Here is a 25,408-nt window from a genome sequence, read left to right as displayed (position 1 = left end):
ATGATGAAGACGAGAGTTGGCATCAACGGTTTTGGGCGCATGGGCCGGCTTGCCCTGCGCCACGGCTGGGACAATCCCGATCTGGAATTCACCCAGATCAACGAACCCAAGGGCGGAGCCGGCGTCTCGGCGCACCTGCTGAAGTTCGATTCCGTTCATGGCCGCTGGCCCCATGAGGTGGAAGCCGCCGACGAGGCCATCGTCATCAACGGTCAATCCGTCGCCTTCAGCGACGCGGCGACGCCAGAGGACATCGACTGGCGCGACGTCGACGTCGTCCTGGAATGCAGCGGCAAGTTTCGCACGACCGCGTCGTTGCGGCCGCACCTTTCCGGCGACGTCCGCAAGGTCATCGTCTCGGCCCCGGTCAAGGACGACGTGCTCAATATCGTCATGGGGATCAACGATCACCGCTACGATCCCACGGCCCATCACATCGTCACCGCCGCCTCCTGCACCACCAACTGCCTGGCGCCGATCGTCAAGGTGATCCACGAGAACCTGGGCATCCGCCACGGGGTGGTCACCACCATCCATGACATGACCAACACCCAGGCGGTGACCGACACCCCGCTTTCGGACCTGCGACGGGCCCGGGCCGCCAGCCTGTCGCTGATCCCCACCTCGACCGGCTCGGCGACGGCGATCACCTTGATCTATCCCGAGCTTGCCGGACGGTTGAACGGCCTGGCCGTGCGCGTGCCGCTGCTCAACGCCTCCCTGACCGACGCGGTGTTCGAGGTCGAGCGGCCGACGACCGTCGAAGAGGTCAACGGCCTATTCAAGGCGGCCGCGCAAGGGTCCCTGCAAGGGATCCTCGGCTACGAGGAGCTGCCGCTTGTCTCCGTCGACTTCAAGGGCGACACGCGCTCGGCGATCATCGACGCGGGCTCCACCATGGTCGTGGCCGGAACCCAGGTGAAGGTGCTGGGCTGGTACGACAATGAGATCGGCTATGTCTGCCGGATGCTCGAGCTGACCCAGAAGGTCGGCCGGGAACTGGGCCTCAGCAGGCTGGCGGCCGAATAGCCACGCGAGCCGGCGCGCCCGCAAGGCGCGCCGCGGCGCCGGATGATCCCCACCATCGGCGCCGGGCGGACGTCTTCAGGCGTCCGCCGCCGGGGGTTTGGACGGCGCGGCGCGGCCCTTCGACGGCGCGCTGGCCTTCAGCGTCTCGTACCGCGCATGCACGGCCGCATCGCCATGGGTCCGCTCCAGTCGGCGAACGATGAAGTGCCCCTTGGCCTTGCGTTCAAAATGGTCGGCGAAGGCGGAATTGACGATCAGACCGGCGACCGCCCCGACGATGGCCATGCCCTGGCTTCCCAGCTTGGCGCTGACCAGCGGCGCGAAACGACCCGAGACCCGGGCCGCCAGCGCCGGAACGATGTCGGCGATCGACTTCTCGGCCAGGCGCGGCAGGCCCGCCGCCAAGGAGACGCGGGTGGCGAAATAGCCCTCGTCCTCCTGGTCGTCGGCCGCGCCCGGCCCGCCGAACGCCAGGACCTTCAAGCACTCGAGCTTGGCCTCGGCCGTCGACAGGTCCTCGCCTTCGCGGACGGCGACCTGGGCGATGCTGCGCATCAGCAGGGCCGTGGTCACGGGAAGCTCCACGAGCGTCCCGGGCAGGCCGGCCAGGCCCCCGCCCCCGCCGCTCAAAGCGACGCTGATGCGGGCGAACCAGCTCGACGAGGTCAGGCCAGAAGCGTCGCGATCGACGGTGAGGAGCACCTTGTCGAAGGTGAACTGCAGGATCTGGGCGAGCCTGTCGCCTAGGCCCTCGCTGACCTTGGCCGGCACGACCGCACTGACGCCCTTCATGCCGATCCTGCCGGCGGCCCCGGCGATGCTGAGCAGGGTGTCGGTGAGGGTTTCCTTCTCCAACAACCCGACCGCCAGGGCCAGCGACGCCTCGTCCTCGGCGCTCCAATCGCGTTCGGCCATGCCCTGCCCTTTCGTTCACGCGATACGCGCTGGAATGATCCTAGCGCGGAAGCTGTGCGTCATGCCGAACGATGTGGGCCAGGCGCGAGATTGTGCGCTTTTCGCACTCCCGTCGACATGAGCGACCAACGGCCAGCACGGTGGATGATGGTGAAGTGACGATGTCTTGGCTCGTCCTGCTGTTCCGAACAGCGGGTCGTGACCGATTTTGAAAAAGCTCCACGACAGCCCCAGCCTGCGCCCACGCGGCGCAAATGGCTCGCGGCGCGAACGCCTGACTTGGATCAAGTCCAGGCGCCGTCTTTGGGATATTCATAGCCAAGGAAATTCTTTTGGAGAGCGGCCATCCCCCCTGCCCCACAGACACGCGACGTGATCATCGTGGGCGGCGGCCAAGCCGGGTTGGCCACCGCCTATTTCCTTCGGCGTAGCGGCTTGTCGTTCGCGATCCTGGATAGCGAGCCTGGGCCTGGCGGCGCCTGGCGCCACGCCTGGTCGTCCTTGCGGCTATTTTCTCCGGCTCAATGGAGTTCTCTTCCGGGTTGGCCAATGCAGCCGACGCAGGCCGCCTACCCCGCCAAGGAGAATGTCGTCGACTATCTCGCCAACTACGAGGCCCGCTACGATCTACAGGTCGAGCGCCCCATCGAGGTCCTGAGCGTCTCGGAGGGTTCCGCGGGCCTGGACGTGGCCACCGACAAGGGGGCTTGGCGCGCGCGCGCCGTCGTCAGCGCCACGGGCACCTGGCGAAAGCCCCATATTCCCGCCTATCCAGACCAAGACCAGTTCCAGGGTCGGCAGATCCACTCGGCCCACTATCAGGACCCAGAATCGTTCGCCGGTCAGACCGTGCTCGTGGTCGGTGGCGGCAATAGCGGCGCGCAGATTCTGGCTGAGGTGTCCAAAGTCGCGCGGACGACATGGGTGACGCCGCAGCCCCCGATCTTTCTTTCCGACGATGTCGATGGACGGGTCCTGTTCGAACGCGCCACGGCGCGCTGGAAAGCTCAGGAAGGGACGGGTCCGGCAGGACCGCCGCCCGGCGGCCTGGGCGACATCGTCATGATCCCGGCCGTTCAGGAGGCGCGAGCACGCGGCGTGCTGCACGCGGTGCGGCCCTTCATCCGGTTCACGGAAACGGGCGTGGTCTGGGGCGATGGGACCGAGACCCCCGTCGACGCGATCATTTGGTGCACCGGCTTTCGGCCCGCGCTGGGACATCTGGCCCTGCTGGGCGTCGTCAATCCCGACGGCAAGGTCGCCGTCGAAGGGACCCGTTCGATCCAAGAGCCCCGGCTGTGGCTGGTCGGCTATGGCGAATGGACAGGCTTTGCGTCCGCCACCCTGGTGGGCGTCCTGCGCGGCGCGCGGCAAACGGCGCTGGAAATCGGCCAGGCGCTGGCGGCGAACGAGCCGTCGCCAGAACCGAGCAGCGGCTAGTCCAAGGTCGATTTACGGTGCGAGCGTGAGCCGCAGCGCCAAGGCCGCCAGGGTGATCAGCAGGATCGGCGTGGTCAGCACGATCCCGACCTTGAAATAGTAGCCCCAGGAAATCTTGATCCCCTTGGCGTCGAGGACGTGGAGCCACAGGAGCGTCGCCAGCGACCCGATCGGGGTGATCTTGGGACCAAGGTCGCTGCCGATGACATTAGCGTAGATCATCGCCTCCTTGACCGCGCCGGTGGCGCCGCTGGCGTCGATCGACAAGGCGCCGACCAGGACCGTGGGCATGTTGTTCATCACCGAGGACAACAGGGCGGTTAGCACGCCGGTGCCGAACGCCGCGCCCCACACCCCGCCCTTGGCGAAGTGGTTGAGCAGCCCCGCGATCTGGTCGGTGAGGCCGGCGTTGCGCAGACCATAGACCACCAAGTACATGCCCAGCGAGAACACCACGACCTGCCAGGGCGCGCCCTTGAGCACCTTGCGGGTGCTGATGATGTGTCCGCGTCCGGCGATGACCAGCAGGACCAGGGCGCCGACGGCGGCGGTGGCGCTGACCGGGACGCCGAGCGGTTCCAGGGCGAAGAACCCGATGAGGAGCAGCGCCAGGACCACCCAGCCGGCCTTGAAGGTCGCCGCGTCCTTGATCGCCTCGCGCGGCGGTTTCAGCTGGCCGACGTCGTAGGTCTTGGGGATGTCGCGCCGGAAATAGAGCATCAGCGCCCCGAGCGTGGCGGCGATGGCGGCGATGTCGACCGGGATCATCACCAGGGCGTAACGGCTGAAGCCGATCTTGAAGAAGTCGGCCGAGACGATGTTGACGAGGTTGGAGACCACCAGCGGCAGGCTGGCCATGTCGGCGATGAAGCCCGCCGCCATCACGAAGGCCAGGGTCGCCTTATCCTTGAAACCCAGCGCCATCAGCATGGCGATGACGATCGGGGTGAGGATCAAAGCCGCGCCGTCATTGGCGAACAGGGACGACACCGCCGCCCCCAGCAGCACGATCGAAGCAAACAGCAGCCGCCCCTTGCCGCCGCCCCAGCGGGCCACATGCAGGGCGGCCCACTCGAAGAAGCCCGCCTCGTCGAGTAGCAGGCTGATGATGATCACCGCGATGAAGGCGCCGGTGGCGTTCCAGACGATGTGCCAGACGGTGATGATGTCGCCCAGATGGACGACGCCCGTCAGCAAAGCCAGGACGGCGCCGAGGGTCGCGCTCCAGCCAATGCTGAGACCTTTGGGCTGCCAGATGACCAGGGTGATGGTGAGCAGGAAGATCAGCAGGGCGAGGATCACGGGCGGCGCTCAATCTGGAGAAAAGACAAAGACGGCGGACAGGCTTTTGCTTGTCCGCCGCATCATTATGGTCGGTCGGGCGGCGCGCCGCCCTCCCCCGACGTCAGCTCTTCGGCGCGGCCATTGCTGGCAGCTTTTCCGCCACGGACTTGGCGGCTTGGTGCTGGGCCGGCGGCAGCAGGATCAAGCCGCGATCGGCCAGATAGCCGCCTCGACCGGTCGCCGCGTCGGAGACGTACTCCTTGATGAAATCCTTCAGGCCCGGCGTCACGCCGACATTGGCCTTTTTGACATAGATGTAGAGCGACCGTGACACCGGATAGGTCCCGTTGGAGATTGTCAACGCCGTCGGCTTGACGCCATTGACGCTGGCGCCCTTGATCCGGTTGCCGTTCTCTTCGAGGAACGAATAGCCAAAGACGCCAAGCGCGCCTGGGGTCTTGGTGATGGTGCCGACGATGGCGTTGTCGTTCTCGCCGGCATCGATCCAGCCGCCGTCCGTCCGCATCGGATCGACCTTGGCCTTGAACGTCTTCTCGTCGCTGTCGTGCAGGGCCTTGGCGCTCGGGATGCGCTTGGCGCCGCCTTCGATGGCCAGCTCGACCCAGGCGTCGCGCGTGCCGGAGGTCGGCGGCGGTCCATAGACGACAATGCGGTTGCTCGGCAGGCTGGCGCTCACCTCCCGCCAGTTCTTGAAGGGATTGGCGACGAACTGGCCATTGCGCTGAACGTTCTGCGCCACGCCCTGATAGAGGTCTTCGAGCTTGAAATTGTAGTCCGGCGCCTTCTTGTCCATGGCGATGACGATGCCGTCGAAGCCGATCTTGATCTCGACGATGTCTTTGACGCCCTTGGCCTTGCAGGCCTCGAACTCGGACTTCTTCATCGGCCGCGAGGCGTTGGCGACGTCCGGGAAGGCTTCGCCGTTGCCGCCGCAGAACATCTTGAAGCCGCCGCCGGTGCCCAGGCTCTCGACCTTGGGCGACTTCTTGCCGGTCTTCTTGGAGAAGTTTTCGGCCACGCGGGTGGTGAACGGGAAGACGGTGGAGGAGCCGGCCGCCCAGACGTAGTCACGGGCGGCGTGTGCGGTCGAGGCGCACGTCATCAGGGCGGTCGCCGCGGCGACGCCTAGGAGCTTTTTCATGAGGGTGTTCCTGATCGTTCGGGGGACTAGGTCAGGGAAACGACTTCACCGTCTTCCTTGGTGAAGCTCGTCGGCTTGCGATCCAGAAGATCGAGCACGACTTCGGAGGGCCGGCAGAGCTTGACGCCCTTAGGCGTGACCACGAGCGGCCGGTTGACGAGAATGGGGTGGGCGACCATGGCGTCGAGGATCTGATCTTCGGTGACGCTGTCGGCCAGAAGACCCAGCTCAGCCGCCGGGGTCCCTTTCTCGCGCATCAGCTGGCGAAGGGTCAGGCCAGCCTCGCCCGCCAGCTCGCGCAGCTGATCATGGCTCCAGCCGGCCTTGAGATACTCGACGATCTTGGGCTCGTAGCCTGCCGCCTGAACCATCGCCACGACATTGCGCGACGTGCCGCAGGCGGGGTTGTGAAAGATCACGATCGGAAAGTCGGCGTCAGACATAGGTCACCAGGTCAGGAAAGAATGCAGAGGGACCGCCTAGGCGGCGGACTCGTCGGGAGCTTTGGATCTGCCGATCTCGTCGAGGCGTCTTTGCAGCGAGAGGCGGTCGATCGAAGCCATCGGAAGCGCGCAGAACAGGGTGATGCGGCTGTTGAGCTGGCGGTAGGCCTCGGCGAAGGCCAGGGCGACCTCAGCTTCGGTGCCCTCGGTCGAGCCCGGATTAGGAATGCCCCAGTGGGCGCTCATCGGCTGACCGGGCCAGATCGGGCAGACCTCGCCGGCGGCGTTATCGCAGACGGTGAAGACGAAATCGAGGTCTGGCGCGTCGGGATTGGTGGCCTTGGAGAACTCGTCCCAGGCCTTGGAGCGCAGGTGGTCGGTCTTGTAGTTGAGGTGCTGCAACAGGCTGATGGCGCGCGGATCGAGCACCCCGCTGGGCATGGATCCAGCCGAATAGGCCTTGAAGCGCCCTGCCCCGACCCGGTTCATGATCGACTCCGCCAGGACCGAACGCGCCGAATTGTGGGTGCAGAGGAAAAGGACGTTCTTCACGGTGCTTTGGGTGTCGCTCATGCCGTCTCCAGTTCGGTAAGGCAGGTTCCGTCGCAGTCGGCGGCCTTGGCGAGGATCTCGTTCAAAGGACCGCAGATTTCCGAATTGCCGCCGCAGCAGTCCTCCATCAGGAAGCCGAGCAGCCCGGTCATCACGCCGTAGTTGGCGGTGTAGATGATCGAGCGCCCTTCACGCCGCGAGACGATCAGGTCCGCGTGGCTCAGGATGTTGAGGCTGGCCGACAAGGTATTGGGCAAGATGCCGGCGGCCCGCGCGATCTCGCCGGCGGCCATGCCTTCGGCGCCCTTGCGAACCAGCATTCGGAAAATGCCCAGCCGGCCCTCGTGGGCCAGAGCGCTGAGCGCGGAAGCGGCGGCTTTCGATTCCATATTTCTACCTTACTGGAAATATGCGACAGAACTAAGACAAGGCGAGCCTAAGTGCAACGGGCACGCTGCTTTTCTTGTAGCGGAGGGTCCGATGACACAGCATCGGCACAGCGTTTTCGTCGGCCTGGGCTTTGCCCTGGCCTACATCGCGACGATGGTCGTTATGCTTGTCGAAGAGACCGGCCGTCTGCAGAAATATGCCGACGCAATCGTCACCTTCATCTGCGGTCCCGCGATCGTCATCGGGATCGGTATGATCCTGGTGGCCAGGATCGCCTCGGCGCTCGACCAGGGCGACGACGCCTGACCCGGCGGCGCAAGGCGAGGCCCCGTCAACGCCGGATCATCGCCAGGCATCCCAGCCCCACGATGCACAGACTTGCGCAGACCGCGACGGCCAAGGACAGAGACACCTGCATCAGCAGGGCGAAAACGAAGGGCGCGGCGGCCTGAGCGATCCGTCCTGGAATGGAGATCAGACCCAGGCGCGCGCCGTAGCCGTCTGGACCAAACAAGGCCAGGGGCACGCTGCCCCGGGCGATGGTGATCAGGCCATTGCCGCAGCCATAGAGGATGGCGAATGGCGCGATGAAGGCCGCCCCGCCGCTCAGCAGCGCCGCCCCGAGCGGAAAGAGCGCCAGAGCCAGGCGGGCGGAGTCGAGCGGATGGATCCGGCGGACGATCACGAATTCACCAAGACGGGCGGCGACCTGGGCGGGGCCGACCAGGGCGGCGGCCGCCAGCGCCGCGACCGGCGTCGCGCCTACGGCGACCAGCAGCGGCGGCAGGTGGGCGGAGATCGCCGATCCGACCGCCGCCATAGCCGCGAAGGCCGTCGCCAGGAGGATCATCACGCGGGTCTGGCCCGCCGCACCCTCCATCTTCGCGGGCGCTGACGCAGGAAGGCGCCGGGCGCCGCCGCGCGGAAGGCTCAGGTGCAGCGGCAAGGCGACCAGCAGGTGCGCGCCGGCCCAGAAGAGGCAGGCGCCGCGCCAGCCGTGGTGATCAGCCACCCAGGTGGTCAGGGGCTAGCCGATGGTGCTGGCGAAGCCCGCGATCAGGGTCACGCCGGTGATCGGCCGCCTCCCCTCCGTCCCGAACCAGTCGACCAGGGCGGCGAAGGCGATGTCGTAGAGGCCCGTGGCCATGCCCAGGCCCATGACCATCCAGGCCGCGCAGAACTGCAGCGGCGTGCGGGAAACGGCCAGGCCGACCAGCCCCGCGGCGAAGACCAGGCTCGAGGCCACCAGCAGACCCCGACCGCCGACCCGGTCGACCCACCGCCCCAGGGGCTGACCAAGGACGGCCAGCAGCAGGAGCGCGGCCGAATAGGCCCCGAACACGAAGGCTGGCGCGACCTTCAGGTCGACGGCCATCCGCGTGGCCAGGACGGCCGGCAGGTAGCTGCTGGCGGCATAGGCGATCGTCTGGGTGACGCCGAGGGTCAGGCCCGCGCGGCGAGGTCCCCAGGCGAGCAGGCTGGTCATGCCGGTTGGGCGGGGCGCTCGTGGGACATGGCCGCCTCGCCCAGGGCGACGTGCTCGGGGATGCGGCCGGACGCCTTGCGCTCGCTATAGCGGTCGACGAGGTAGTCGGCGCGGTCGCGGGTCAGCAGGGTGAACTTGAACAGCTCCTCCATGACGTCGACCACACGGTCGTAATAGGCCGACGGCTTCATCCGGTCGTGATCATCGAACTCCTTGTAGGCCATGGCGACCGACGACTGGTTGGGAATGGTGATCATCCGCATCCAGCGCCCCAGCAGGCGCAGGGTGTTGACGGCGTTGAACGACTGCGAGCCGCCGCTGACCTGCATCACCGCCAGGGTCCGGCCTTGGGTCGGGCGGACGCTGCCGATCTCCAAGGGGATCCAGTCGATCTGCGCCTTCATGATGCCGCTGATCGCGCCGTGACGCTCGGGGCTGCACCAGACCTGGCCTTCCGACCACAGCGACAAGTCCCGCAGTTCCTGGACCTTGGGGTGGTCGGGCGTGGTGGCGTCGGGCAGCGGCAGGCCGGCTGGATCGAAGACGCGGGTTTCCGCGCCCATCAACTCCAGGATGCGCTGCGCCTCCAGGATCAGCAGCCGGCTGAAGGAACGTTCCCGCAGCGAGCCATAGAGCAGCAGGATGCGCGGCGGATGGGTCGAGACCTTCGGCGGCTCCAGTTTCTCGAGCGTCGGACGATCGGCGAACTCGGGGTTCAAGGCGGGAAAATCGGACACGCGGGCTCCAGGGATTTGCTCTGAGGGGGCGCGGACGCGGAGACGGCTTCGAAAATCCCGCGCTTGACCCTCGTTCGATCGAGAATATAGTTGCTACTAGCAACGAGTGACAAGAGTGAAACCCGCCTCCTCCGCCCCCGACATGCTGCTCGCCGACGCCGCCGCCCTCAACGCCGCGGTCGGCGACCTGGTGCGGGTCTATCAGTTTCGCGATCGCGATCGGATCTGCTGCTACGACGTCTCGGTGACCCAGTGCTACGCGCTGGAGATGCTGGCGGAGACGGGCCCGTTGCGCAGCCAACAGCTCGCCGACCGGCTCATGCTGGACAAAAGCACGACGACGCGGGTCGTCGATGCGTTGGTGCGCAAGGGCTATGTCGAGCGACGCGCCGACGCCGAGGATGCGCGCGCCCTGGCGCTGACCATCACGGCCACCGGCCGCGCGCTCTACGGCAAGATCAACGAGGGCCTGGTGGCGCAGCAGGCCGAATTGCTGCGCGACCTTGATCCTTCCATCCGCCAGGGCGTGACGGAGGTGGTCCGCCGCCTGGCCACCGCGGCCTCCGCCCGGTTCGTCTCCGGGGTCAGCGTCGGAGTCTGCGCGCCGGCGCTAGAGTGACCTGCCGCCGCTTTTTCTTGGGCATTTAGTTGCTACTAACAACCACATAGGACCACGCATGATCCGCCTCGCTGAAGCCAAAGACGCCGCCGCCATCACCGCGATCTACAACCAAGGCATCGCGGAACGGTGCGCGACCTTCGAGACCGAACCTCGTGAGGTCCCGGAGATCGAAGCCAAGCTTGTCGACCAATCGGCCTATCCCACCGTCGTCAGCACGGACGCCGAAGGCCAGGTGGTCGGCTGGGCGTCGCTGAGCAGCTACCGTCCTCGGGCCTGCTACGCCGGGATCGCCGAGTTCTCGATCTACATCGACCGCAGCGCCCGCGGAAAAGGCCACGGCGGCCCGCTCCTGGAGGGTCTCGCCCGCGAGGCGGCGTCGCGCGGCTACTGGAAGATGCTGTCGCGCATTTTCACGTTCAACCAGGCCAGCCGCAAGCTCTCCGCCGCCAACGGCTTCCGGGAAGTCGGGTTCTACGAAAAGCACGGCCAGCTTGAAGGCCGCTGGCTCGACGTCGTGATCGTCGAGCGCCTGATCCCTGAAAACTTCGACTGAAAGGAAACCGCCATGACCCTGTCATCGCTTCCCGTCGTGATCATCGGGGCCGGCCCTGTCGGCCTGGCCGCGGCCGCCCACCTGCTTGCCCGCGGTATCGAGCCGCTCGTGCTGGAGGCCGGCGACGACGTCGCCGCCAATGTGCGGCGCTGGTCCCATGTGCGGGTGTTCTCGCCCTGGAAATACAACATTGACGCGATGGCCAAAGCCCTGCTGCAAACCAACGGCTGGCAGGCTCCAGACGACGAGCATTTTCCGACCGGAGCCGAGCTGATCGAGGCGTACCTGGAGCCACTGGCGAAGGCGCCGGCCATCGCCAGCGTCCTGCGGCTCGGCGCCCGGGTGCGAACCATCAGCCGGGAGCGGCGCGATCGCATGAAGGACGACGGGCGCGAAGAGACGCCCTTCGTTGTGCGCTACGAGCAGCACGGCCAGGAGCACGACCTGCTGGCCCGGGCGGTCATCGACGCGTCCGGCACCTTCGAGACGCCCAATCCCATCGGGGCGGCCGGCGTCCCGGCGATCGGCGAACGCGCCGCCATGGACCAGATTTGGTACGGCATCCCGGACATGCTGGCCGCGCACCGCGATCGCTACGCCGGCAAGCGGGTGCTGGTCATCGGTGGCGGCCACTCGGCGTTCAACGCCTTGGTCGATTTGGCCCAACTCCAGGCGGACACCGCCTCGACGCCCATTCACTGGGCCATCCGCAAGGCGTCGCTGGCCAGCGTCGCCGGCGGGGGCGAGAACGACCAGCTGAAGGAACGCGGCGCTCTGGGCCTGAAGGTGGCCCAGCTCGTCGCCGCCGGACGCATCGTCCTGCACACCGGTTTTCAGCTGGACCGGCTGACGCAGACCCCGGACGGGCTGACGGCGTGGCACGGCGACGCCGCGCTGCCCCCGGTCGATGAAATCATCGGCGCGACCGGCTTTCGCCCCGACCTGCATATGCTCGACGAACTGAGACTGTCGCTGGACGCCGGGACCCAGAGCCCCCTGGCGCTCGGCCCGCTGATCGATCCCAATCTGCACAGCTGCGGCACGGTCCGCCCCCATGGCGCGGTCGAACTGCGGCATCCGGAGCCTGGCTTCTACATCGTCGGCATGAAGAGCTACGGTCGCGCGCCGACCTTCCTGATGTTGACCGGATACGAGCAGGTCCGCTCCGTCGCCGCCGCGATCGATGGCGACCACGAGGCCGCCCGGCGCGTCGAACTGGTGCTGCCCGAGACCGGCGTCTGCAACACCGCTCCGAGAGGTGATGGCCCCTCAAGCCTCAAAGCCACCTGTTCCCCGTCCGGCGGCGCGACGGCGTCAACGCAGGGAGACTGCGGTCCCAAGGTATCGAGCTGCTGTCGCTGAGTGGCTCGACCAACGCCGGCTCCAGTTGACGAAGCCAGTTCGGGGCCAGCTACTCAGGGCTTGCGGCCCACGGCGAAATCGGCCGGCGGCGCGAGTATTCCGTTCTCGTGTCGATATCGAGGATCAGCCGGCATTTGTCGCGGATGCGCTCGAACAGGACATGGTTCCAGGGCTCGGGACGACCTGAAGGCGCATCCGGAGTCTGCAGATAGAGGCCGAGAATTCCCAACAGGAAATCGGGCACGCTGATCGACAAGTTCGGCTTGGCGACGAACTGCACGGGCGCGGCGATGGGACGCCGGTTGTTCTCCGCTTTGAGCGAATTCAAGGTGTCCTGGATCAGACCCCGAACCTTGTCTTCGGCGATCTTGTTGTTCTTCTCGATCAGGAACAGCGCCGATCGACTCTCGGCCGCCATCAGCCGACGCCGGATGACCGCGCCGAGAAGCTTAAGATAGGTCGCCTCGTAATCCTCGTACCGCTGCAGCCGCCCCATGACGACGTAGCCTTCGAACGGCATCGCCTTAAGCCGATCGGCGTAGCGCAGACGCAGATCCATCGTCGCGTCCGCGAAATGGAGGCCCTTCTTTTCGAGCTTGGTAGGGTCGCCCGCGGCCCATAGATCGGAGAGCGCGTCCTGAAGCACATCGTTGGCGGCCGTCATAACCTCCCCCTGATGCTGGCTGACCGATAACCCCAGCGCCAGAACCGGTCCGTCGCGCGAAGCGTACTCGGCCTCGTCGATACAGATGCAATGCGCAGCGCTGTTCTGGCTCCTCGGCGGATAGCTGGGCCTTTCGCCCTCCGCCTGAAGGATCTCCAGCCATTGGGGTTTGATCCGCGAGGCCAGACCCGGCTCGTGGAACGAGACGTATTTGACGGTGCCGTCGAGGCGGTTGAGCTGCTGCTGGGCGACATCGGCGTCATTGACGCCCAATCGAAGCAAGTGGTCGTTCAGCCCATGTTTCTGGGCATAGTAGAGTTCCTGGCGTAGTCGACGCTTCATGTGCCGGGGCGCATGGGGCGCGGCGGGGTCGCTGATGCTAAGCCCCGTGACGTAGTGTGCCTGGCCCCGAACGGAGCGGCGTGTCTTCGCCGCAGCCAGGGCGAACCCGTGGCGCGCGAGGATCGCGCCTATGTCTTCCACCTCTGGCAAAGGGCCGTCGCTGGAGAAGCTCATATCGTCGGAATAGCGGGAATAGGTCGCCCCAAGCGACACGGCCAGCGCCTGAAGTTCAAGGTCTACGGGCAGGAAGATCGCGTTCGACAATACCGGGCTCGTCGGCAACCCGAGCGGCAGCCGACCGTCGATCGTGACGAACCGCGCCAGCAGATCGGCCATCTCGTCGCTGAAGCCGCAGTCCAAAAAGAAGGCCTGAAGCCTGTCGCGATCGATGGACGGGAAGAACTCGGCGATGTCGGTCGCCAGCAGGTGCTTGTGCCCGCAATGGACCCGGGCGTTGCCTTTGATGCTGCGGCCGCCGATGTAACCGTGCGCCGCAGGGTGAGGAAACCCGACGAGTTTGTACTCGAAGAACTTTCCAAGGAGCCGCGCGAACTTCTTGTACTCGGATTTTAGAAGCGACGGTTCCCATGCGACGCGAAACCCCCTCGCCTTGTTCTTCTTAGGGATCTTGTGGCGGAAGAAGGCCGGAATATCGGCCTTGATGATTTTGCCGTTCTCGTCCGGTTCCGGCTCGGGCGCGGGATCGGGCGGCGGCTTAAAGTCTAACGAGAACGCCAAGAGCGCCTCGGTGGAGCCGAGAAACCCGATGAAGTGCTCTCTGGTTTTCAGGCGTGTGAGATCGTAGCGCGGGACCACGTCAGCGGGCCAGCTGGGGGACGGACGAGCACACGGAGCAAGTGGTACTGAGATCAGCAGGCGCGACTCGCGCCTTAAACCTTGTCGCCATTTCCGTCCCCCGAACAGCGAAGCTAGTGGCAAGGCGCCCGCTTCACAAGCGCCGCGCGCAACGGCCAATAGCGCGCATCGCTCGACTTGCTTAAGGTTCACCTCATGTCGCCTCGCCGCCGCCCCAATGCTCGCTTGCTGACGCCGACAGGCTGGGCGGGGATTTTGGCTATCATCGGGTTTGCTGGCGCGCTCGGGCTTAGCCTGGTGACGCTCCTCGATCGACGTTAGGCAGGCCAATCAGCCGGCTTGCGACCGAAACCGACGCTGGCGGACGCTACTGGGATCTGGACACGGAACGGTAGGCGGCCATCGCCGCCGCAGTCCAAGCTAGGGAGCGCATAGGCATGGCCGAGCCGAGAGACCATCACTATGCCCCGCAGTTCTATTTGCGGAATTTCGCCGCCGACCCGGAGGGGCTGAAAATCCACACCGTCGGCAAGAGCGGCCAGACGGCGGTGTGGACGCAGCGGTCCATCGAGACGATCGGCTATGAGCGGGACTTCTACGTCCACATGGTCGACGGCGCGCCGGTGTCAGTGGAGACCCTGATCAACCAGCGGATCGAAACCCCGATTTCGACCAGCCAGACTTGGCGTAAGATCCGCGAGGAGCCCGCGGCGCTCGATCGATCCGATCGTGCTGTGCTCTACGCCCTGGTGCGCCACCTCAAGATGCGCACGCCCCATGCCCTGGCCACGAGTTTGGAGCTCGGCGCCATGGCGGCCTCGCCCGACAGTTCCATCCCGTTCGATGAGCACGAGCGGCGCATGTACGCCGAGATCGCCGCGTCTCCGGGCGGCGCGAAGGCTCATCAGAACCGGTTGACCCTCGACACCGAGTGGGACCCGCGCGCCTTCGCCAGTTGCCTGATTGGGATCTTCCATTCAACGACCGCCCTGCGCACCTCGACCGCGCCGGTCATGGCCGTGCGGATCCCCGAAGATCCTCGACTGTCGATGCCCGCGCCCGGGATGACGCCCTATATGGACGTTCTGCCTCTAACGCCGCATCTCATGGTCTCCCTGACCATGGGCGACTTTGGGGGCGCCGTCGCGAGCCAACGCCTCGACCACATCACGGCGCGGGGATTCAACCGCCAGCGCTTGGGTCAATTTGCCAAGTTCGAGCCAATCCGACACCTGATCACTGGGGCCGACGATCTCGTTGAGGACATGGTCTGGGGTCCCTACGCCTTGCAGGCCAAAACCGACCGCAAGATCGTCTTTCGTCGCCAGGATTAGCCGCCCGGATACGCAACGCGCTTAGCTCGCGCGGGCGGTGACCTCGCCTGCCTGCCCCTGGGCAAAGCGCCAGGCGGCCAGCAGCAGCCGGCTTGCCGCCGGCTCGTCGATCTTCGCCAGGCGAACCAGGGTGACGCCCTTGCGTCCGCGCTGGCCCGGCTCCGGCGCCAGGGCGCTGGTGAGCGTCATCAACCCCCTTTGGTCGTCCGGCGTCAGCCTCACGACCGCCCAACCGGCCTCGGGCCAACCCACCGTGGCGAAGGTTTTCCCGCTCACGGCCAGGCGCACGGCGCCCAGCACGGTCTTGGCCTTGACCATGGCCAGACCGCTGGCGACGGCGACGAAAGCGTCCGGCGTCATACTCACGTGCTCCTCCGCCCTCGGATCGACCGCCGGAACGAAACCATGAGTCGTCGGCCCACGAAACGCGGCGAGGCCTCTTGCAGCGAACCGCCCGGACGCGCATCAGGCCAAGCTCTGTTTCGAGGAATCGTCATGCGTTCGAAGATCCTGGCCGCCACCCTGCTGACGCTCGCCACCCTGCCGGGCTCTGCTCTGGCCTGGGGGCGCACCGGCCACGCCGTGGTCGCCGACATCGCCCGCGGCTACCTGACGCCCAAGGCCGCCGCCGCGGTGGACGCCTTACTCGCGGCCGATACAGACACCCTGACCCCACCCGATCTCGGGGCGCGGGCTTCCTGGGCCGACGCTTGGCGAAAGGATCACCGGGAGACGACGGAATGGCACTTCGTCGATATCGAGCTGGATCATCCGGATCTGACGGAGGCCTGCTTCGGCTTTCCGGCCAGCGCCACGCCGGCCAGCGCCGGACCGGAGAAGGATTGCGTCGTCGGTCGCCTCGACGCTTTCGAGAAGGCGCTGGCCGATCCCAAGACCGACCCGGCCGAACGCCTGCTGGCCTTCAAGTTCGTGCTTCATTTCGTCGGCGACCTGCACCAGCCGCTGCACGCGGCCGACAATCAGGACCGGGGCGGCAACTGCGTGCCGCTGGCCCTGGGAGGCCCGCGCACGGTCAACCTGCATAGCTATTGGGATACGGTCGCGGTCGAGGCGATCGAACCCGATCCCATCAAGCTGGCGACCAAGCTCTCCGCCGAGATCACGCCCGCCGATCTAACGGCTTGGCGCAAGGGCGACACCAAGGCCTGGGCGTGGGAAAGCTATGCAGTGGCAAAGTCCGCCGTCTACACGATCGGCTCTAAGCCTGGCTGCGCCAGCGACACCGCGCCCATCGCCCTGCCCGTCGGCTATGACGCCGCCGCGCAGGCCGCTGTGGCGCTACAGTTGAAGAAGGCGGGCGTGCGTCTGGCGCTCGAGTTGAACCGCGCCCTGGATCCTTCCAGCGCCGACTAGGCGAGCGCAAAAAAAAATAGTCCGCGCTCAAGCGTCCCGTCCGGCCCGCCGGTTCGTCTCAGATCGGTCAACCCTCCTGGAGCGCTCCGCCTTGACCAACTCTTCCCCTCATCCTGTCGACCTCCATGTCGGCCAACGTATCCGCCTGCGCCGAAAGCTGGTGGGCGCCAGCCAAACGCAGGTGGCCGAGGCCCTGGGGCTGACCTTCCAGCAGTTGCAGAAGTACGAGCGTGGGACCAATCGGATCAGCGCCTCCAAACTCCATGCCCTGGCGCTGCATATGCAGGTCCCGATCAGCTGGTTCTTCGAAGGCCTTGAAGAGCCAGCTGCTGACAACACCGTCATCAATCGACGGCAAGCGGCCGTGGACGCATTCCTAGCCACTCGCGAGGGCTTGGAGCTGGCGTTTGCCTTTCCAGGGGTTCGTCCTGGCCAGCGCAATCAGATCCTCGCCCTGGTTCGCACCCTCGCGGCCGACGAGGAGTTTGCGCAAGACACTTGAACGTTCAGGCCTTTTTGGCCTTGCGTCCGCGCGTGAAACCCCGGTCGCTCTCCATGAATCGCGCCACCATCGGCACGATCAGCTTGCCCGGTTCGGCGACCTTCGAGCCCGTCTCCGCCGCGAGCTGCTTGCCATAGTCGACGAGATCGCGATGCACGGCCGCTGGGAGATCGACTGTGACCTTCACCGGCGTTTCGTCCTCGATCGGACCAAGCTTGAGCTTGTTCATGGACGCGCCTCCTCGTCATAGGGTTCAAGGACCAGATCACGCGACAGCAGCACCCGCAGCGGCGCGCCGGGTCGAATGGTCAGGGTCGGCGTCAAGGCAAGGGTCCGCCCGACCGCCTGTTGTCCGACATCGCTGATCGACTGGCTGGCCCCGCGGCGGATCGCCCGTTCCAGATCATCGCCACCGCTGGACTGCCCGGCCTCCGCGCCAAGGGCCAGGACCGTGCTGAGCGCGGCGGCGGCGAGCACCGCCTTGCCATGCCGATCGACGCCGTCCTCCAGCCCGGCCATGCCCTGGGCGTCGGCGCCCGGCAACTTGTCGAGCATGATCGAGCGGCCCGATGGCAGGATCAGTCGGGTCCACCCGACCGACAGGCGGCTCTGGCCGACATGGGTCGCGGTTTCGTATTGGCCGATCAGCCGGGAGCCGGCCGGGATCAGAAGGTGATGGCCGCCCAGGCTGTCGAAGACATCCTGGCTGACCTGGGCGATCGCCAGGCCCGCCGCGTCCGACCGCAAACCCGTCACCAGGGCGGCGGGGATGATCGATCCGGCCTGAAGCAGGTAGGGCGAAGCCGGCGCCTGCAGGCGCTCGGGACTGGTCGCGCGCTCGTCGGCGACACTGGCCCCCGCGGCGTCCAGGGGCGCGGCGGGCAATGGCGGTTCGCCGCGCCGCGCGGCGGCCGTGGCGAACAGACCCGCCGCCCGCGCCGCCTCCCGGGCCTGGACGGCCTTGTCCGGCGACATCGCCCTGTCCGCCGGCCTCGGGATTGGCGGCGGCTGAGACATCGCGGGGTCTGATGACAAGGCCGGAGGCTCTAGCCCGCGAGCGCGCTGGGCGCTGAGCATCGGCCGACCAAGATCACCAGGCAGCGGCGGCCCGAGCACCGGAGCCTCGCCGCGCCGCAAGTAGTCGCGCGGCAATCCAGTGATCGCCTCCGGCGGCGAGGCGGCGGGTTGGAACACCGGCTGAGCGACGGACCGCTCCCGTTCGCGTAGCGACCAGGCCAGGGCGGCGGCCACGCCGATCGCCAGAACGCCGCCCGTCACGATCAGCGCCTTTCGCGAGACGCGGGCCACCGGCTTGGCGGGTCCTCTCAGACGGAGGGTTCTGGCGATGGCCTGTTGTTCTTGATCGACGGGCTGGGTCATTGGCCGACCTCCTGTGGCGGCGTCGTTCGCTCGATCCGGACGCGCCGCTCCCACCGCCTGAGGCCAAAACGCAGCTCGGCCCGGTCGAACAGGCGATCAACCACCAGCCGGCGGCCATCGACGCGATAGTTGACCAGTTCCGAGGTCTTGCCGTCGACGCCGAGGACATAGAGTGGCGGCAGGTCCGACAGCGCGATGGCGCGGCCAAACTCTACAAAGGTCCGCGCGCCGTCGTCATAGGCGCGCTCTGGCCGCCAGCGCGCCGCTCCCTTGATCCGATAGCCGAGGTTGATGTGCGTTGGCGCAGGCGGAACAGGCGCAAGGGCAGCTGGCCTGACGGGGATCGTCAAAGCCGCGTTCGCCGCCGGCGGATAGCGCCAAGCCACCTGCGAGAGATAGGCGCGCGGCGAGGCGCGCATCCGCAGGTGATAGCTGCGCCGGTTGGTGTTGATGATCAGGTTGGTCGATAGACCCGCCGTCGCCGGCTTGACCAGGACGTGGACCCGGCGGCTCGCGCCCTCCCCGCTCGCATTGTCGCCGATGATCCAACGGACGGTGTCGCCGGCGGCGATCGGATTGGTCTCGACCAGAGTCTCCCCTGGCTCCAACACGATGTCAGTGATCCAGCCCGGCGCGGCGAGAAGTTCGAATACGCCGCGCTCGGCGAAGAGATATTCGGTGGCCCCCACCGCCTCCACCGGCCGCTCGGCAGCCTTGCGGGGCGGAGACGCCAAGCCAGCCGCGGGGGTCACAAACCCGGCCAATGCGATCGCAACGATCGCCCGGGTCATGCTCCGTACTCCCGAGACCAGGAAATCGCGCGCACGAAGATCCCGAACGGGTTTTTGACGAAGGCCTCGGGCGAGGTGGGCGCGGCGATGACCAGGGTCAGGATGGCGCTCCAACGCTGGGTCGAAGCCAACTGGCCGTCGACATAGCGGCGCTCCACCCAGGCTAGGCGAAAGCTGTCGGGCGAAGCGCGCACCACGTTGGTGACATCCACCGAGACCTGCGCCTTGCCGACCAGAGCGAAGGGATCGGCCCCGCGCGCGTAGTCCGAAAGGGCGGCGGCTCCCGCCGCATCGGCGAAGTCGTAGGCGCGCCGCCAGTTTTGGCCCAGCACCACCGGGTCGGCCGGTACGGCGCGCGTGTTCTCGACGAAGCGCGACAGGGTCCAGGCGATCACCGGGTCGGGCGGACGATAGCCGCGAACCGCGGGACCGACCGCCAGGGTCTGGCCGAGACGATCGACCTCGACGACCCATGGGGTGACCGTGCCGCGCGCGGTCTGCCAGATCATGCCGCCGGACTGGACGATGTTGCTGGCCAGCAGACCCAGGGCGATCAGCCGCCAATTGGCCGCCTGGACCCTGGCCGAGCCGATGCGTTCGTCCCAGGCTTGGCCGGCGCGCTGGTAGGGGGTCTCAGGAACGGGTGTCGCGCCCAGGCGCGAGGGACCCTTGAAGGGGTTCATCAGCTTTGCTCCGAGAGAGAAGGACTGGCGCCGCCGCTGTGGTCGTCGCCGCTGGCCAGGCCGTGGGCGGCCAGGCTCGCGCCATGGGCCAAGGCCTGGTGTTGCTTGAGATCGCGCGCCCAGGCCGGCGCCTCGGCGGCGGGGGCCTGGCCCAGGTTGGCCGGCGCGGAGCCTGTGCCGGACCCACCGCCGCTCGAAGTGTTGGATCCAGCGGGCGGCGCGCTGCCGGCCGGCTGCGCCGATCCGCCACCCGGACCCTGCCCCGGGCCGGGGCCACCGCCTGGGCTGCTAGGGGCTGGCGCGCCCGGTCCAGAACGCGGACCGCCGGCGCCGCCGGCGGCGGAAGCCGCCGTGGCGAGACCGGCCCCACCGCGCACCGCCATCTGCGCCGCGCCGGCCCCGACCATGGCCATGCCCGCCACGGTGAGGCCGGTGCCGACGGCCGCGCCGGCGCCCAGCTGCGGCGCGCCTGACACCAGGCCCGAGGCGATGCCCGGCCCGAAGATCGACAGGCCCAGGAGCGTCAGAGCCGCCAAGGCCATGGCCAGGACCTCTTCAAGGGTCGGTTGGCCCGCAGCGGTGCTGTTGAATTCCGAGAAAAGGCTTGAGCCGATCCCGACGATGACCGCCAAGACCATGACCTTGACGCCCGAGGCGATGACCGCCCCCAGGACGCGTTCGGCCAGGAAGGCGGTGCGTCCGAACAGGCCAAACGGGACGAGGACGAACCCGGCCAGGGTGGCCAGCTTGAATGAGTTGCTGGTGCATAGGGCGGGATCGCAGCAGGTCCCCGGCGAGATCGAGCCCGGCGCGGCCTATCCGCCGATCCGCTACGCCCTGTTCCAGGAGGCCGACGAGACATCCGTCGAGCCGGCCGAGCCTGGCGCCGGCGCCGCCGACCAGGCGGCCTGATCCGACGCGCCCGTGACCCTGGGCTTGGTCTGGCCCTTTCCTGAGCGCGCCAAAGCCCCCGCGCCTTTCGGCGCGGGGGCGCGCGGACCTTAGTCCTCGGGGTTCCAGATCAGGGCGAAGACATCGTCATCGTCCTGGCCGGCGGCGCGGCCCAGCGTGACCTTGATGGCGCGCGGGCCGAGGTCGGGATGGGCCAGGGTCAGGCCGATATATTCGCGACCCGAGATCTGACCGACGTTGAGCCAGCCGGCCCCCAGGTCCACGCCGTTCGAATAGACGCGGTAGTCGGGATGGGAGGCCGAGGGCTTGTCGTGCGCCGGCACGATCTCGATGTCGGCGCGGAAGCGGGTGGTGCGCAGCTCGCCCTTGAAGGCGCCGGTTTCGGTGCTGCGGGTGACGTTGCCCAGAGAAGCCATGGTGGTGTTCCTTGTCTGTGATCCGTCGGGGCCGATCCCCGGCGACAGGCGCCCCGTGATGGGCGGGCCGCGCCGCCCCCAACCCGCAGGGCCGCAGCGCCAGCGAAGGACCCGAGCGAACGGTCTTTTTTGAAGCGCAGCGCCGCGAGGAGCCGTCCTTCTTCGAAGGCGGCGGGGAAAAAAGCCGGACGCGAGGGTTTGTGGGCGGAGCGCACGCCTATAGGGTTCAAGCCATAGTCCGGGGATCGACACGCGGGCGGATGACGGACGAGGACGCCGCCATGCCTTCGTTGGGCAATGTCGCGAGCGGCATCGAACCGGGGTTTTCAAGGTGCGGCTGAGCGCCGTCCGCTTGCGCGTTGACGTCGAGATCGCGTCGGCGCAGGGCAAGCCCCAAGCCTTTCATCCCGGCGACCGCGTCTATTCGAGCGGTGTGGAGCTTGGGGTCGGCAGGTGAACGTCGGCCAGATCTCGGGGCGAGAATATATCGGCCCGCCCCTAGCCCATCCGACCTTGGCCCGCGCGCCATCAGGGGCCATCTGGCCCGCGCGCCGGCCTGGACGACGACGATGTCTTCGCCCTGATCTGGAACCCCGAGGGCTAAGGTCCACGCGCCCCCACGCCGCAAGGCGCGGGGGCTTTGGCCGCCAGCGAAAGGGCAAGACCAAGCCCCAGGTCACGCCGCGCACGTCCGCGCCAGCCCCTGTCGGAGAGCCAAAGGAAAAGCCCCCGCGCGAGCGCGGGGGCCTGAAGGCAGACGCCACAGGACGCCGGGTCACTCGGCGGCGAAGGCCTCCGCGCCCGCCTGAACCCGCGCGGGGGTCTGGCCCTCGCCCGCGTCGGGTTGGACGGTCTCCGGTGCCTCCGCTCCACTCTGCGGCGGGCGCACCCGGCGCAGCAGCGGCGCGACGGCCTTGGACCGCTGGGCCGTGGCGAAAGGCCTACGGGTATAGGCCTGGGCCGGGAAGGTCAGCCAGCGAGGCGTCCAGCGCTCGACCTTGGGCCGATCGTTGGTCCCGGCCAGGAAGTCGCGCAAGATGCCCTTCTGGGTGCGGACCTTCTCGCTGACATTGCCGTCGGCGACCTTCTTGCCGCCCACCTCCTTGAGCATGGCGTTGACGGTCTCGCGGTCCTTGATGCCGTCGAAGAAGGCCTCGTCGGGCCGCCAGAAGTCCCCCATGTCGACCTGAAGATAGGTCCCGGCCGCCTCGACCTCGGCGCTCCCAGCCGCCAGGGTCTCGCCGATGACCACCGCCGCGACGGCCATGACCTCGGCGTCGGTGAGCGACAGCAGCCGGGCGAACACCGCCGCCGCGCCACCCGCGTGGCCGCGCCCGACCACATCGCCAGCGGCCACCAGACCCAGGAGCCGAAGGGCCTGGGACTGCTTGGCCGCGAACAGGGTTTCGCCGGGGCTGGTCTTGAGGCTGTCGGCGGCCATCTGCGATCCGGCGCCCAGCGGATCGGTCTCCACGCGCCAGTAGCGCGACCCGGCCACGGCGTGGGCGACGAGCAGCCGCAAGGCCACGTCCAGGTGGTCGGTGAGCACCGCGCGAACGGCGGCCCGCCGGTGCAGGTCGATATAGGCCTGCTGGTTGGCGGTGACCTCCGAGCGCTCGGCCTTGCCGCCCCCGTCCCCACCGGCGCCCAAGCCGCCCGCGCCGTCGCCGCCCTGCGCGGCGGCGCGGGCGGCGGCCTCGGCGCGACGGGCGTCCTTGGTGGTCAGCCAGCCTTCATGCACGGTCACCTCGCCCCGGCGGCTGACGGCGATGAACACCTTTCCGCCCTCGGCCTTCGGGACGGCCACGTGCTGGTAGCCATAGAAGGTCTGCCCGACCTCCATCACCTCGACGTCGCTCCAACCCTCGCCGCGCAAGGCCTCGACCTTGGCCGCCACGGCTTGGTTCTGATGGGTCCAGAACAGCGCCGCGTCGGTGAAATAAGCCTCCTCGCCGAAGAGGTCGGCGATGATCGCGCCGGGATAGTCTTCCAAGGCGAAGATCGCCAAGCTGGTCGGGATCGCTTCGCCGCCAAACAGCCAGGCCTTGAGACTGGCGCCGCGTGGCTCGCGCTGCCCCGGATCGTCGTAGAGCTTGAGCCAGTCCTTCTGCTGGCTCTTGCTGGCCAGGGTCAGTTGACGGACCGTGGCCACGTCGATGGCCTCCTTGCGGTAGAGCTTGCGGATGCGCGGCAGGAGATTGCCCAAGGCCAGCACGCGGTGAATGACGGCTTCGGTCTTGCCGTAGGTGGCGGCCAGATATTCGGGCGTGCGGCCTGCGCGGATCAACTTCACGAAGGTCTCCCAGCAAGCCACCTCATTGGGCGGCAGGCGGGCCATGTTCTCGATCAGCGAGATTTCCAGGGCGGCGGCGTCATCGCCCGGTTCGAGGATGCCGATGGGGACGGGATCGATGTCGATCCCCTCGCCCGCCACGGCCTGGGCGGCGAAGCATCGCCGACGCCCGGCCACCACCTCGAAATGCTCGGGGACCAGGACGCCGTCCTGGAAGGTCTCGCGCACCAGGAGGGTTTCCAGAACGCCGTGCTGGCGCACCGATCCGATGATGTCGGAGACGTCGGGCGCGGGTTCGTCGAAGTGCATGTTGAGCGGTGAGATGACCAGCTTGCGCGGGTCGGCGTGGGAGAGTCTCATGGGGTGGCTCCTGTTTTCAGGGGGAAGCCGGTCCCGCCCGTCATGCTGTCCAAGGCGAAGGGCGGGACCGGTGGTGCGCCGGGATTGGCGCGGTCGTCCGTCGCGGGGCTTTGACGCCCCGGCGCGCGGAAGGGCGGAAAGCGGATCAGGACGGGCTGTCCTTGGCGGGGGCGGATGCCAGCGGGTCCATGCCTTCGCCCGCTCGGTCGGGGGCGAAGGCCAGCAGGTAGTCGGCCGCCTTGCTGGCCCTGGAGGCGGCGCGGAAAATCGCGCGGTTGTCCTCCTTCAGGATCGCCAGCCAAGCGCCCAGGTAATCGGCATGACGCACGGTGGGGACGACGCCCAAGGCGGCGCAGGCGAAGGCGGCCGACAGCTCGGCGACCAGTTCTTCGAAGCCGTAGGGCTTGGAGCCGAAGCGCCCCGACTGGTCACGGTTCAGGCGCGTGGGATGGCCCGTCCAGTGCGACAGCTCATGCAGGGCGGTGCGGTAGTAATCGATCTGCTGGCGGAAGGCCGGTTGCGGCGGCACGCGGACATAGTCCAGGGCCGGGGCGTAATAGGCCTCGTTGCCGCCGATCCGGAAATCGGCGTGGGTCGCGGCGATCAAGGCCTCGACGTGCGGGACGATCTGACGCTCGGGCAAGGGCGCGGGCGCCGCCGCCAAGGTCTCCAGGCCTTCGCATTGATCGACGTTGAAGACGGTGAAGCGCTTGAGGAACGGCACCGCGCCGGGCGCCTCGCCCTCGCGCGCGGCGCGTTCCTGCTCGGCCTTGGGCGTGAACTTGTCGGCGAAGACGACGGTGGTCCCGCGCTCGCCCCCGCGAACCTGCCCGCCCGCCTTCTGGGCTTGGCGGTAGGTCAGCCAGCCTTGGGTCTCGTAGCCATGCTCGATGACCGCGCCCCACAGCAGCAGGATGTTGACCCCCGAATAGCTGCGCCCGGTGGCGGCGTTGCGCGGCAGGCCCGGCCCGGTCCCGCCGACCTTGTTCCCCACCTTCCCCCACGGCTTGACCCAAGGCAGGCGCCCCGCCTCCAGCTCGCCGATGATCCGGCCGGTGACCTCGTCATAGAGGCTGGCGCGCGAGCGCTCGGGCTCGGCTTCGCGGCCCTCTGGGACCGCGTCACCAGCGGGCTCCCCGTCCGAAGCGGAGGCCGGGGCGACGTCCCCCGGCCGGGCCGCCGAGGCGGCGGCGGACGTCCTTGACGCAAGCTTGACCGTTCCCTGACGGCCTTTCCGGGAAGAGCGCATGAGGTGGCCTCCATCCCCGCCCCAAAACCCCGCGTCCTTTCGCCGGAAAGGGGGGTGGGCGGCGATGAGCGACCGGAGAGGCCCGCCGCAGCGGGCGGCGGCACCCGAAGGGCCGCAACGTCAGTGGAGGACCGGCCGAAGGCCGGTTGCCGCCGTCCGTGGCGGGCCTAGAAGGGCGCGTCGCCCACCCCCCTTTTTGGAGAAAGGATTTTCAAGAGAGTCATCGCGCGCAGCGCGATGGCCTTATGCGGGCCAACGGCCCGCCCCTGCGCCAGTGATCGTGACCCGCATGGGACGAGACCCACCTTCCGGGCTCG

At 67.6% G+C, this 25,408-nt stretch carries 29 protein-coding genes; 10 read left to right on the top strand and 19 right to left on the bottom strand.

Annotation, left to right across the window (positions count from 1 at the left end):
* Positions 1-1,029, top strand: coding sequence for an ArsJ-associated glyceraldehyde-3-phosphate dehydrogenase (locus ACW175_RS09385; RefSeq protein ID WP_492104288.1), 1,029 nt, complete (start codon positions 1-3; stop codon positions 1,027-1,029).
* A 75-nt stretch (positions 1,030-1,104) separates the two neighbouring features.
* Here the strand turns inward: ACW175_RS09385 and ACW175_RS09380 are convergent, their stop codons facing one another.
* Positions 1,105-1,944, bottom strand: a complete 840-nt coding sequence (locus tag ACW175_RS09380; RefSeq protein WP_492104287.1) for an EcsC family protein — start codon at positions 1,942-1,944, stop codon at positions 1,105-1,107.
* Between the two features lie 372 nt (positions 1,945-2,316).
* On the opposite strand from ACW175_RS09380, the gene ACW175_RS09375 reads away from it, so the two are divergent.
* Positions 2,317-3,384: an ArsO family NAD(P)H-dependent flavin-containing monooxygenase gene (locus ACW175_RS09375; RefSeq protein WP_492104286.1), complete on the top strand. Its 1,068-nt coding sequence runs from the start codon at positions 2,317-2,319 to the stop codon at positions 3,382-3,384.
* Positions 3,385-3,396: 12 nt separating this feature from the next.
* Here the strand turns inward: ACW175_RS09375 and ACW175_RS09370 are convergent, their stop codons facing one another.
* From ACW175_RS09370 to ACW175_RS09350, 5 genes are all read right to left on the bottom strand, one after another.
* Entirely contained in the window at positions 3,397-4,686 is a 1,290-nt protein-coding gene (locus ACW175_RS09370; RefSeq protein WP_492104285.1) for an arsenic transporter, read from the bottom strand.
* A gap of 103 nt (positions 4,687-4,789) precedes the next feature.
* Complete coding sequence (locus ACW175_RS09365; RefSeq protein WP_492104284.1) at positions 4,790-5,830, bottom strand: substrate-binding domain-containing protein; 1,041 nt, start codon at positions 5,828-5,830, stop codon at positions 4,790-4,792.
* 26 nt (positions 5,831-5,856) lie between these two features.
* Complete coding sequence (gene arsC, locus ACW175_RS09360; protein ID WP_492104283.1) at positions 5,857-6,273, bottom strand: arsenate reductase (glutaredoxin); 417 nt, start codon at positions 6,271-6,273, stop codon at positions 5,857-5,859.
* Between the two features lie 36 nt (positions 6,274-6,309).
* Complete coding sequence (locus ACW175_RS09355) at positions 6,310-6,846, bottom strand: arsenate reductase ArsC (protein WP_492104282.1); 537 nt, start codon at positions 6,844-6,846, stop codon at positions 6,310-6,312.
* Positions 6,843-7,214 (bottom strand): ArsR/SmtB family transcription factor, encoded by a 372-nt coding sequence (locus ACW175_RS09350; RefSeq protein ID WP_492104281.1) that lies wholly within the window; start codon positions 7,212-7,214, stop codon positions 6,843-6,845. Before ACW175_RS09350 ends, ACW175_RS09355 begins: the two co-directional genes overlap by 4 nt.
* 91 nt (positions 7,215-7,305) lie before the next feature.
* Here ACW175_RS09350 and ACW175_RS09345 point away from each other — a divergent pair, with 91 nt between their 5' ends.
* Positions 7,306-7,521: a hypothetical protein gene (locus tag ACW175_RS09345; RefSeq protein ID WP_492104280.1), complete on the top strand. Its 216-nt coding sequence runs from the start codon at positions 7,306-7,308 to the stop codon at positions 7,519-7,521.
* 25 nt (positions 7,522-7,546) lie between these two features.
* Here the strand turns inward: ACW175_RS09345 and ACW175_RS09340 are convergent, their stop codons facing one another.
* The 3 genes from ACW175_RS09340 to arsH are packed head-to-tail and all read right to left on the bottom strand — an operon-like array spanning position 7,547 to position 9,438.
* Positions 7,547-8,227, bottom strand: coding sequence for an MFS transporter (locus ACW175_RS09340; protein ID WP_492104279.1), 681 nt, complete (start codon positions 8,225-8,227; stop codon positions 7,547-7,549).
* 15 nt (positions 8,228-8,242) lie between these two features.
* Positions 8,243-8,701, bottom strand: coding sequence for an MFS transporter (locus ACW175_RS09335; RefSeq protein WP_492104278.1), 459 nt, complete (start codon positions 8,699-8,701; stop codon positions 8,243-8,245).
* Complete coding sequence (gene arsH, locus ACW175_RS09330) at positions 8,698-9,438, bottom strand: arsenical resistance protein ArsH (protein WP_492104277.1); 741 nt, start codon at positions 9,436-9,438, stop codon at positions 8,698-8,700. Before arsH ends, ACW175_RS09335 begins: the two co-directional genes overlap by 4 nt.
* Before the next feature lie 115 nt (positions 9,439-9,553).
* Between arsH and ACW175_RS09325 the strand changes: the two genes are divergently transcribed.
* Genes ACW175_RS09325 through ACW175_RS09315 form a run of 3 tightly spaced genes read left to right on the top strand, consistent with a single transcriptional unit; the run spans position 9,554 to position 11,975 of the window.
* Complete coding sequence (locus ACW175_RS09325; protein ID WP_492104276.1) at positions 9,554-10,057, top strand: MarR family winged helix-turn-helix transcriptional regulator; 504 nt, start codon at positions 9,554-9,556, stop codon at positions 10,055-10,057.
* Positions 10,058-10,115: 58 nt separating this feature from the next.
* Positions 10,116-10,613, top strand: coding sequence for an arsinothricin resistance N-acetyltransferase ArsN1 family A (locus ACW175_RS09320; protein ID WP_492104275.1), 498 nt, complete (start codon positions 10,116-10,118; stop codon positions 10,611-10,613).
* Between the two features lie 12 nt (positions 10,614-10,625).
* Complete coding sequence (locus tag ACW175_RS09315) at positions 10,626-11,975, top strand: FAD-dependent oxidoreductase (RefSeq protein ID WP_492104274.1); 1,350 nt, start codon at positions 10,626-10,628, stop codon at positions 11,973-11,975.
* A 49-nt stretch (positions 11,976-12,024) separates the two neighbouring features.
* Here ACW175_RS09315 and ACW175_RS09310 read toward each other — a convergent pair whose 3' ends face one another.
* Positions 12,025-13,797: a reverse transcriptase family protein gene (locus ACW175_RS09310; RefSeq protein WP_492104273.1), complete on the bottom strand. Its 1,773-nt coding sequence runs from the start codon at positions 13,795-13,797 to the stop codon at positions 12,025-12,027.
* A 437-nt stretch (positions 13,798-14,234) separates the two neighbouring features.
* On the opposite strand from ACW175_RS09310, the gene ACW175_RS09305 reads away from it, so the two are divergent.
* A complete protein-coding gene (locus ACW175_RS09305) occupies positions 14,235-15,131 on the top strand; it encodes a DUF4238 domain-containing protein (protein WP_492104272.1) in 897 nt (298 codons plus the stop codon).
* A gap of 21 nt (positions 15,132-15,152) precedes the next feature.
* Here the strand turns inward: ACW175_RS09305 and ACW175_RS09300 are convergent, their stop codons facing one another.
* Positions 15,153-15,491 (bottom strand): MmcQ/YjbR family DNA-binding protein, encoded by a 339-nt coding sequence (locus ACW175_RS09300; protein ID WP_492104271.1) that lies wholly within the window; start codon positions 15,489-15,491, stop codon positions 15,153-15,155.
* 135 nt (positions 15,492-15,626) lie between these two features.
* Between ACW175_RS09300 and ACW175_RS09295 the strand changes: the two genes are divergently transcribed.
* Together ACW175_RS09295 and ACW175_RS09290 are read left to right on the top strand one after the other, a co-directional pair.
* Entirely contained in the window at positions 15,627-16,505 is an 879-nt protein-coding gene (locus ACW175_RS09295; protein WP_492104270.1) for a S1/P1 nuclease, read from the top strand.
* Between the two features lie 91 nt (positions 16,506-16,596).
* Positions 16,597-17,007, top strand: coding sequence for a helix-turn-helix domain-containing protein (locus ACW175_RS09290; RefSeq protein ID WP_492104269.1), 411 nt, complete (start codon positions 16,597-16,599; stop codon positions 17,005-17,007).
* Positions 17,008-17,011: 4 nt separating this feature from the next.
* Here ACW175_RS09290 and ACW175_RS09285 read toward each other — a convergent pair whose 3' ends face one another.
* The 5 genes from ACW175_RS09285 to ACW175_RS09265 are packed head-to-tail and all read right to left on the bottom strand — an operon-like array spanning position 17,012 to position 20,568.
* Positions 17,012-17,236 (bottom strand): DUF2274 domain-containing protein, encoded by a 225-nt coding sequence (locus ACW175_RS09285; protein WP_492104268.1) that lies wholly within the window; start codon positions 17,234-17,236, stop codon positions 17,012-17,014.
* Entirely contained in the window at positions 17,233-18,387 is a 1,155-nt protein-coding gene (locus tag ACW175_RS09280) for a TraB/TrbI/VirB10 family type IV secretion system protein (RefSeq protein ID WP_492104267.1), read from the bottom strand. The genes ACW175_RS09285 and ACW175_RS09280 overlap by 4 nt, the downstream gene beginning before the upstream one ends.
* Positions 18,384-19,178 carry a P-type conjugative transfer protein TrbG gene (trbG, locus tag ACW175_RS09275; protein ID WP_492104266.1) on the bottom strand — a complete coding sequence of 265 codons (795 nt, stop codon included), beginning with the start codon at positions 19,176-19,178 and terminating at the stop codon, positions 18,384-18,386. The genes ACW175_RS09280 and trbG overlap by 4 nt, the downstream gene beginning before the upstream one ends.
* Positions 19,175-19,861, bottom strand: a complete 687-nt coding sequence (gene trbF / locus ACW175_RS09270) for a conjugal transfer protein TrbF (RefSeq protein WP_492104265.1) — start codon at positions 19,859-19,861, stop codon at positions 19,175-19,177. The genes trbG and trbF overlap by 4 nt, the downstream gene beginning before the upstream one ends.
* The gene (locus ACW175_RS09265; protein ID WP_492104935.1) at positions 19,861-20,568 is read right to left on the bottom strand and encodes a type IV secretion system protein; all 708 of its coding nucleotides are present in this window, start codon (positions 20,566-20,568) and stop codon (positions 19,861-19,863) included. Before ACW175_RS09265 ends, trbF begins: the two co-directional genes overlap by 1 nt.
* Here ACW175_RS09265 and ACW175_RS09260 point away from each other — a divergent pair.
* Positions 20,483-20,773 (top strand): hypothetical protein, encoded by a 291-nt coding sequence (locus tag ACW175_RS09260; protein WP_492104264.1) that lies wholly within the window; start codon positions 20,483-20,485, stop codon positions 20,771-20,773. The two genes, ACW175_RS09265 and ACW175_RS09260, sit on opposite strands and share 86 nt — an antisense overlap.
* 89 nt (positions 20,774-20,862) lie before the next feature.
* On the opposite strand, the gene ACW175_RS09255 is transcribed toward ACW175_RS09260, so the two are convergent.
* The 3 genes from ACW175_RS09255 to ACW175_RS09245 all read right to left on the bottom strand — a co-directional run bounded on the left by ACW175_RS09255 (position 20,863) and on the right by ACW175_RS09245 (position 25,091).
* Positions 20,863-21,189: a DUF736 domain-containing protein gene (locus tag ACW175_RS09255; protein WP_492104263.1), complete on the bottom strand. Its 327-nt coding sequence runs from the start codon at positions 21,187-21,189 to the stop codon at positions 20,863-20,865.
* A 775-nt stretch (positions 21,190-21,964) separates the two neighbouring features.
* The gene (locus tag ACW175_RS09250; RefSeq protein ID WP_492104262.1) at positions 21,965-23,842 is read right to left on the bottom strand and encodes a ParB/RepB/Spo0J family partition protein; all 1,878 of its coding nucleotides are present in this window, start codon (positions 23,840-23,842) and stop codon (positions 21,965-21,967) included.
* A 145-nt stretch (positions 23,843-23,987) separates the two neighbouring features.
* Positions 23,988-25,091: an ArdC family protein gene (locus ACW175_RS09245; protein ID WP_492104261.1), complete on the bottom strand. Its 1,104-nt coding sequence runs from the start codon at positions 25,089-25,091 to the stop codon at positions 23,988-23,990.
* Positions 25,092-25,408 lie beyond the last annotated feature (317 nt).

It is taken from the genome of Caulobacter sp. FV1ye6ST (assembly GCF_058681225.1).
Note: the sequence above shows the minus strand (reverse complement) of the source record. Positions and strands in the feature narration are given on the sequence as shown.

Bases quoted from the DNA above. Each gene is read 5' to 3' on its own strand.
- ACW175_RS09385 (WP_492104288.1), top strand. From the start codon at position 1: ATGATGAAGACGAGAGTTGGCATCAACGGTTTTGGGCGCATGGGCCGG.
- ACW175_RS09380 (WP_492104287.1), bottom strand. From the start codon at position 1,944: ATGGCCGAACGCGATTGGAGCGCCGAGGACGAGGCGTCGCTGGCCCTG.
- ACW175_RS09365 (WP_492104284.1), bottom strand. From the start codon at position 5,830: ATGAAAAAGCTCCTAGGCGTCGCCGCGGCGACCGCCCTGATGACGTGC.
- arsC (WP_492104283.1), bottom strand. From the start codon at position 6,273: ATGTCTGACGCCGACTTTCCGATCGTGATCTTTCACAACCCCGCCTGC.
- ACW175_RS09355 (WP_492104282.1), bottom strand. From the start codon at position 6,846: ATGAGCGACACCCAAAGCACCGTGAAGAACGTCCTTTTCCTCTGCACC.
- ACW175_RS09350 (WP_492104281.1), bottom strand. From the start codon at position 7,214: ATGGAATCGAAAGCCGCCGCTTCCGCGCTCAGCGCTCTGGCCCACGAG.
- ACW175_RS09345 (WP_492104280.1), top strand. From the start codon at position 7,306: ATGACACAGCATCGGCACAGCGTTTTCGTCGGCCTGGGCTTTGCCCTG.
- ACW175_RS09335 (WP_492104278.1), bottom strand. From the start codon at position 8,701: ATGACCAGCCTGCTCGCCTGGGGACCTCGCCGCGCGGGCCTGACCCTC.
- ACW175_RS09320 (WP_492104275.1), top strand. From the start codon at position 10,116: ATGATCCGCCTCGCTGAAGCCAAAGACGCCGCCGCCATCACCGCGATC.
- ACW175_RS09315 (WP_492104274.1), top strand. From the start codon at position 10,626: ATGACCCTGTCATCGCTTCCCGTCGTGATCATCGGGGCCGGCCCTGTC.
- ACW175_RS09305 (WP_492104272.1), top strand. From the start codon at position 14,235: ATGGCCGAGCCGAGAGACCATCACTATGCCCCGCAGTTCTATTTGCGG.
- ACW175_RS09300 (WP_492104271.1), bottom strand. From the start codon at position 15,491: ATGACGCCGGACGCTTTCGTCGCCGTCGCCAGCGGTCTGGCCATGGTC.
- ACW175_RS09295 (WP_492104270.1), top strand. From the start codon at position 15,627: ATGCGTTCGAAGATCCTGGCCGCCACCCTGCTGACGCTCGCCACCCTG.
- ACW175_RS09285 (WP_492104268.1), bottom strand. From the start codon at position 17,236: ATGAACAAGCTCAAGCTTGGTCCGATCGAGGACGAAACGCCGGTGAAG.
- ACW175_RS09280 (WP_492104267.1), bottom strand. From the start codon at position 18,387: ATGACCCAGCCCGTCGATCAAGAACAACAGGCCATCGCCAGAACCCTC.
- trbG (WP_492104266.1), bottom strand. From the start codon at position 19,178: ATGACCCGGGCGATCGTTGCGATCGCATTGGCCGGGTTTGTGACCCCC.
- trbF (WP_492104265.1), bottom strand. From the start codon at position 19,861: ATGAACCCCTTCAAGGGTCCCTCGCGCCTGGGCGCGACACCCGTTCCT.
- ACW175_RS09260 (WP_492104264.1), top strand. From the start codon at position 20,483: ATGACCGCCAAGACCATGACCTTGACGCCCGAGGCGATGACCGCCCCC.
- ACW175_RS09255 (WP_492104263.1), bottom strand. From the start codon at position 21,189: ATGGCTTCTCTGGGCAACGTCACCCGCAGCACCGAAACCGGCGCCTTC.
- ACW175_RS09250 (WP_492104262.1), bottom strand. From the start codon at position 23,842: ATGAGACTCTCCCACGCCGACCCGCGCAAGCTGGTCATCTCACCGCTC.
- ACW175_RS09245 (WP_492104261.1), bottom strand. From the start codon at position 25,091: ATGCGCTCTTCCCGGAAAGGCCGTCAGGGAACGGTCAAGCTTGCGTCA.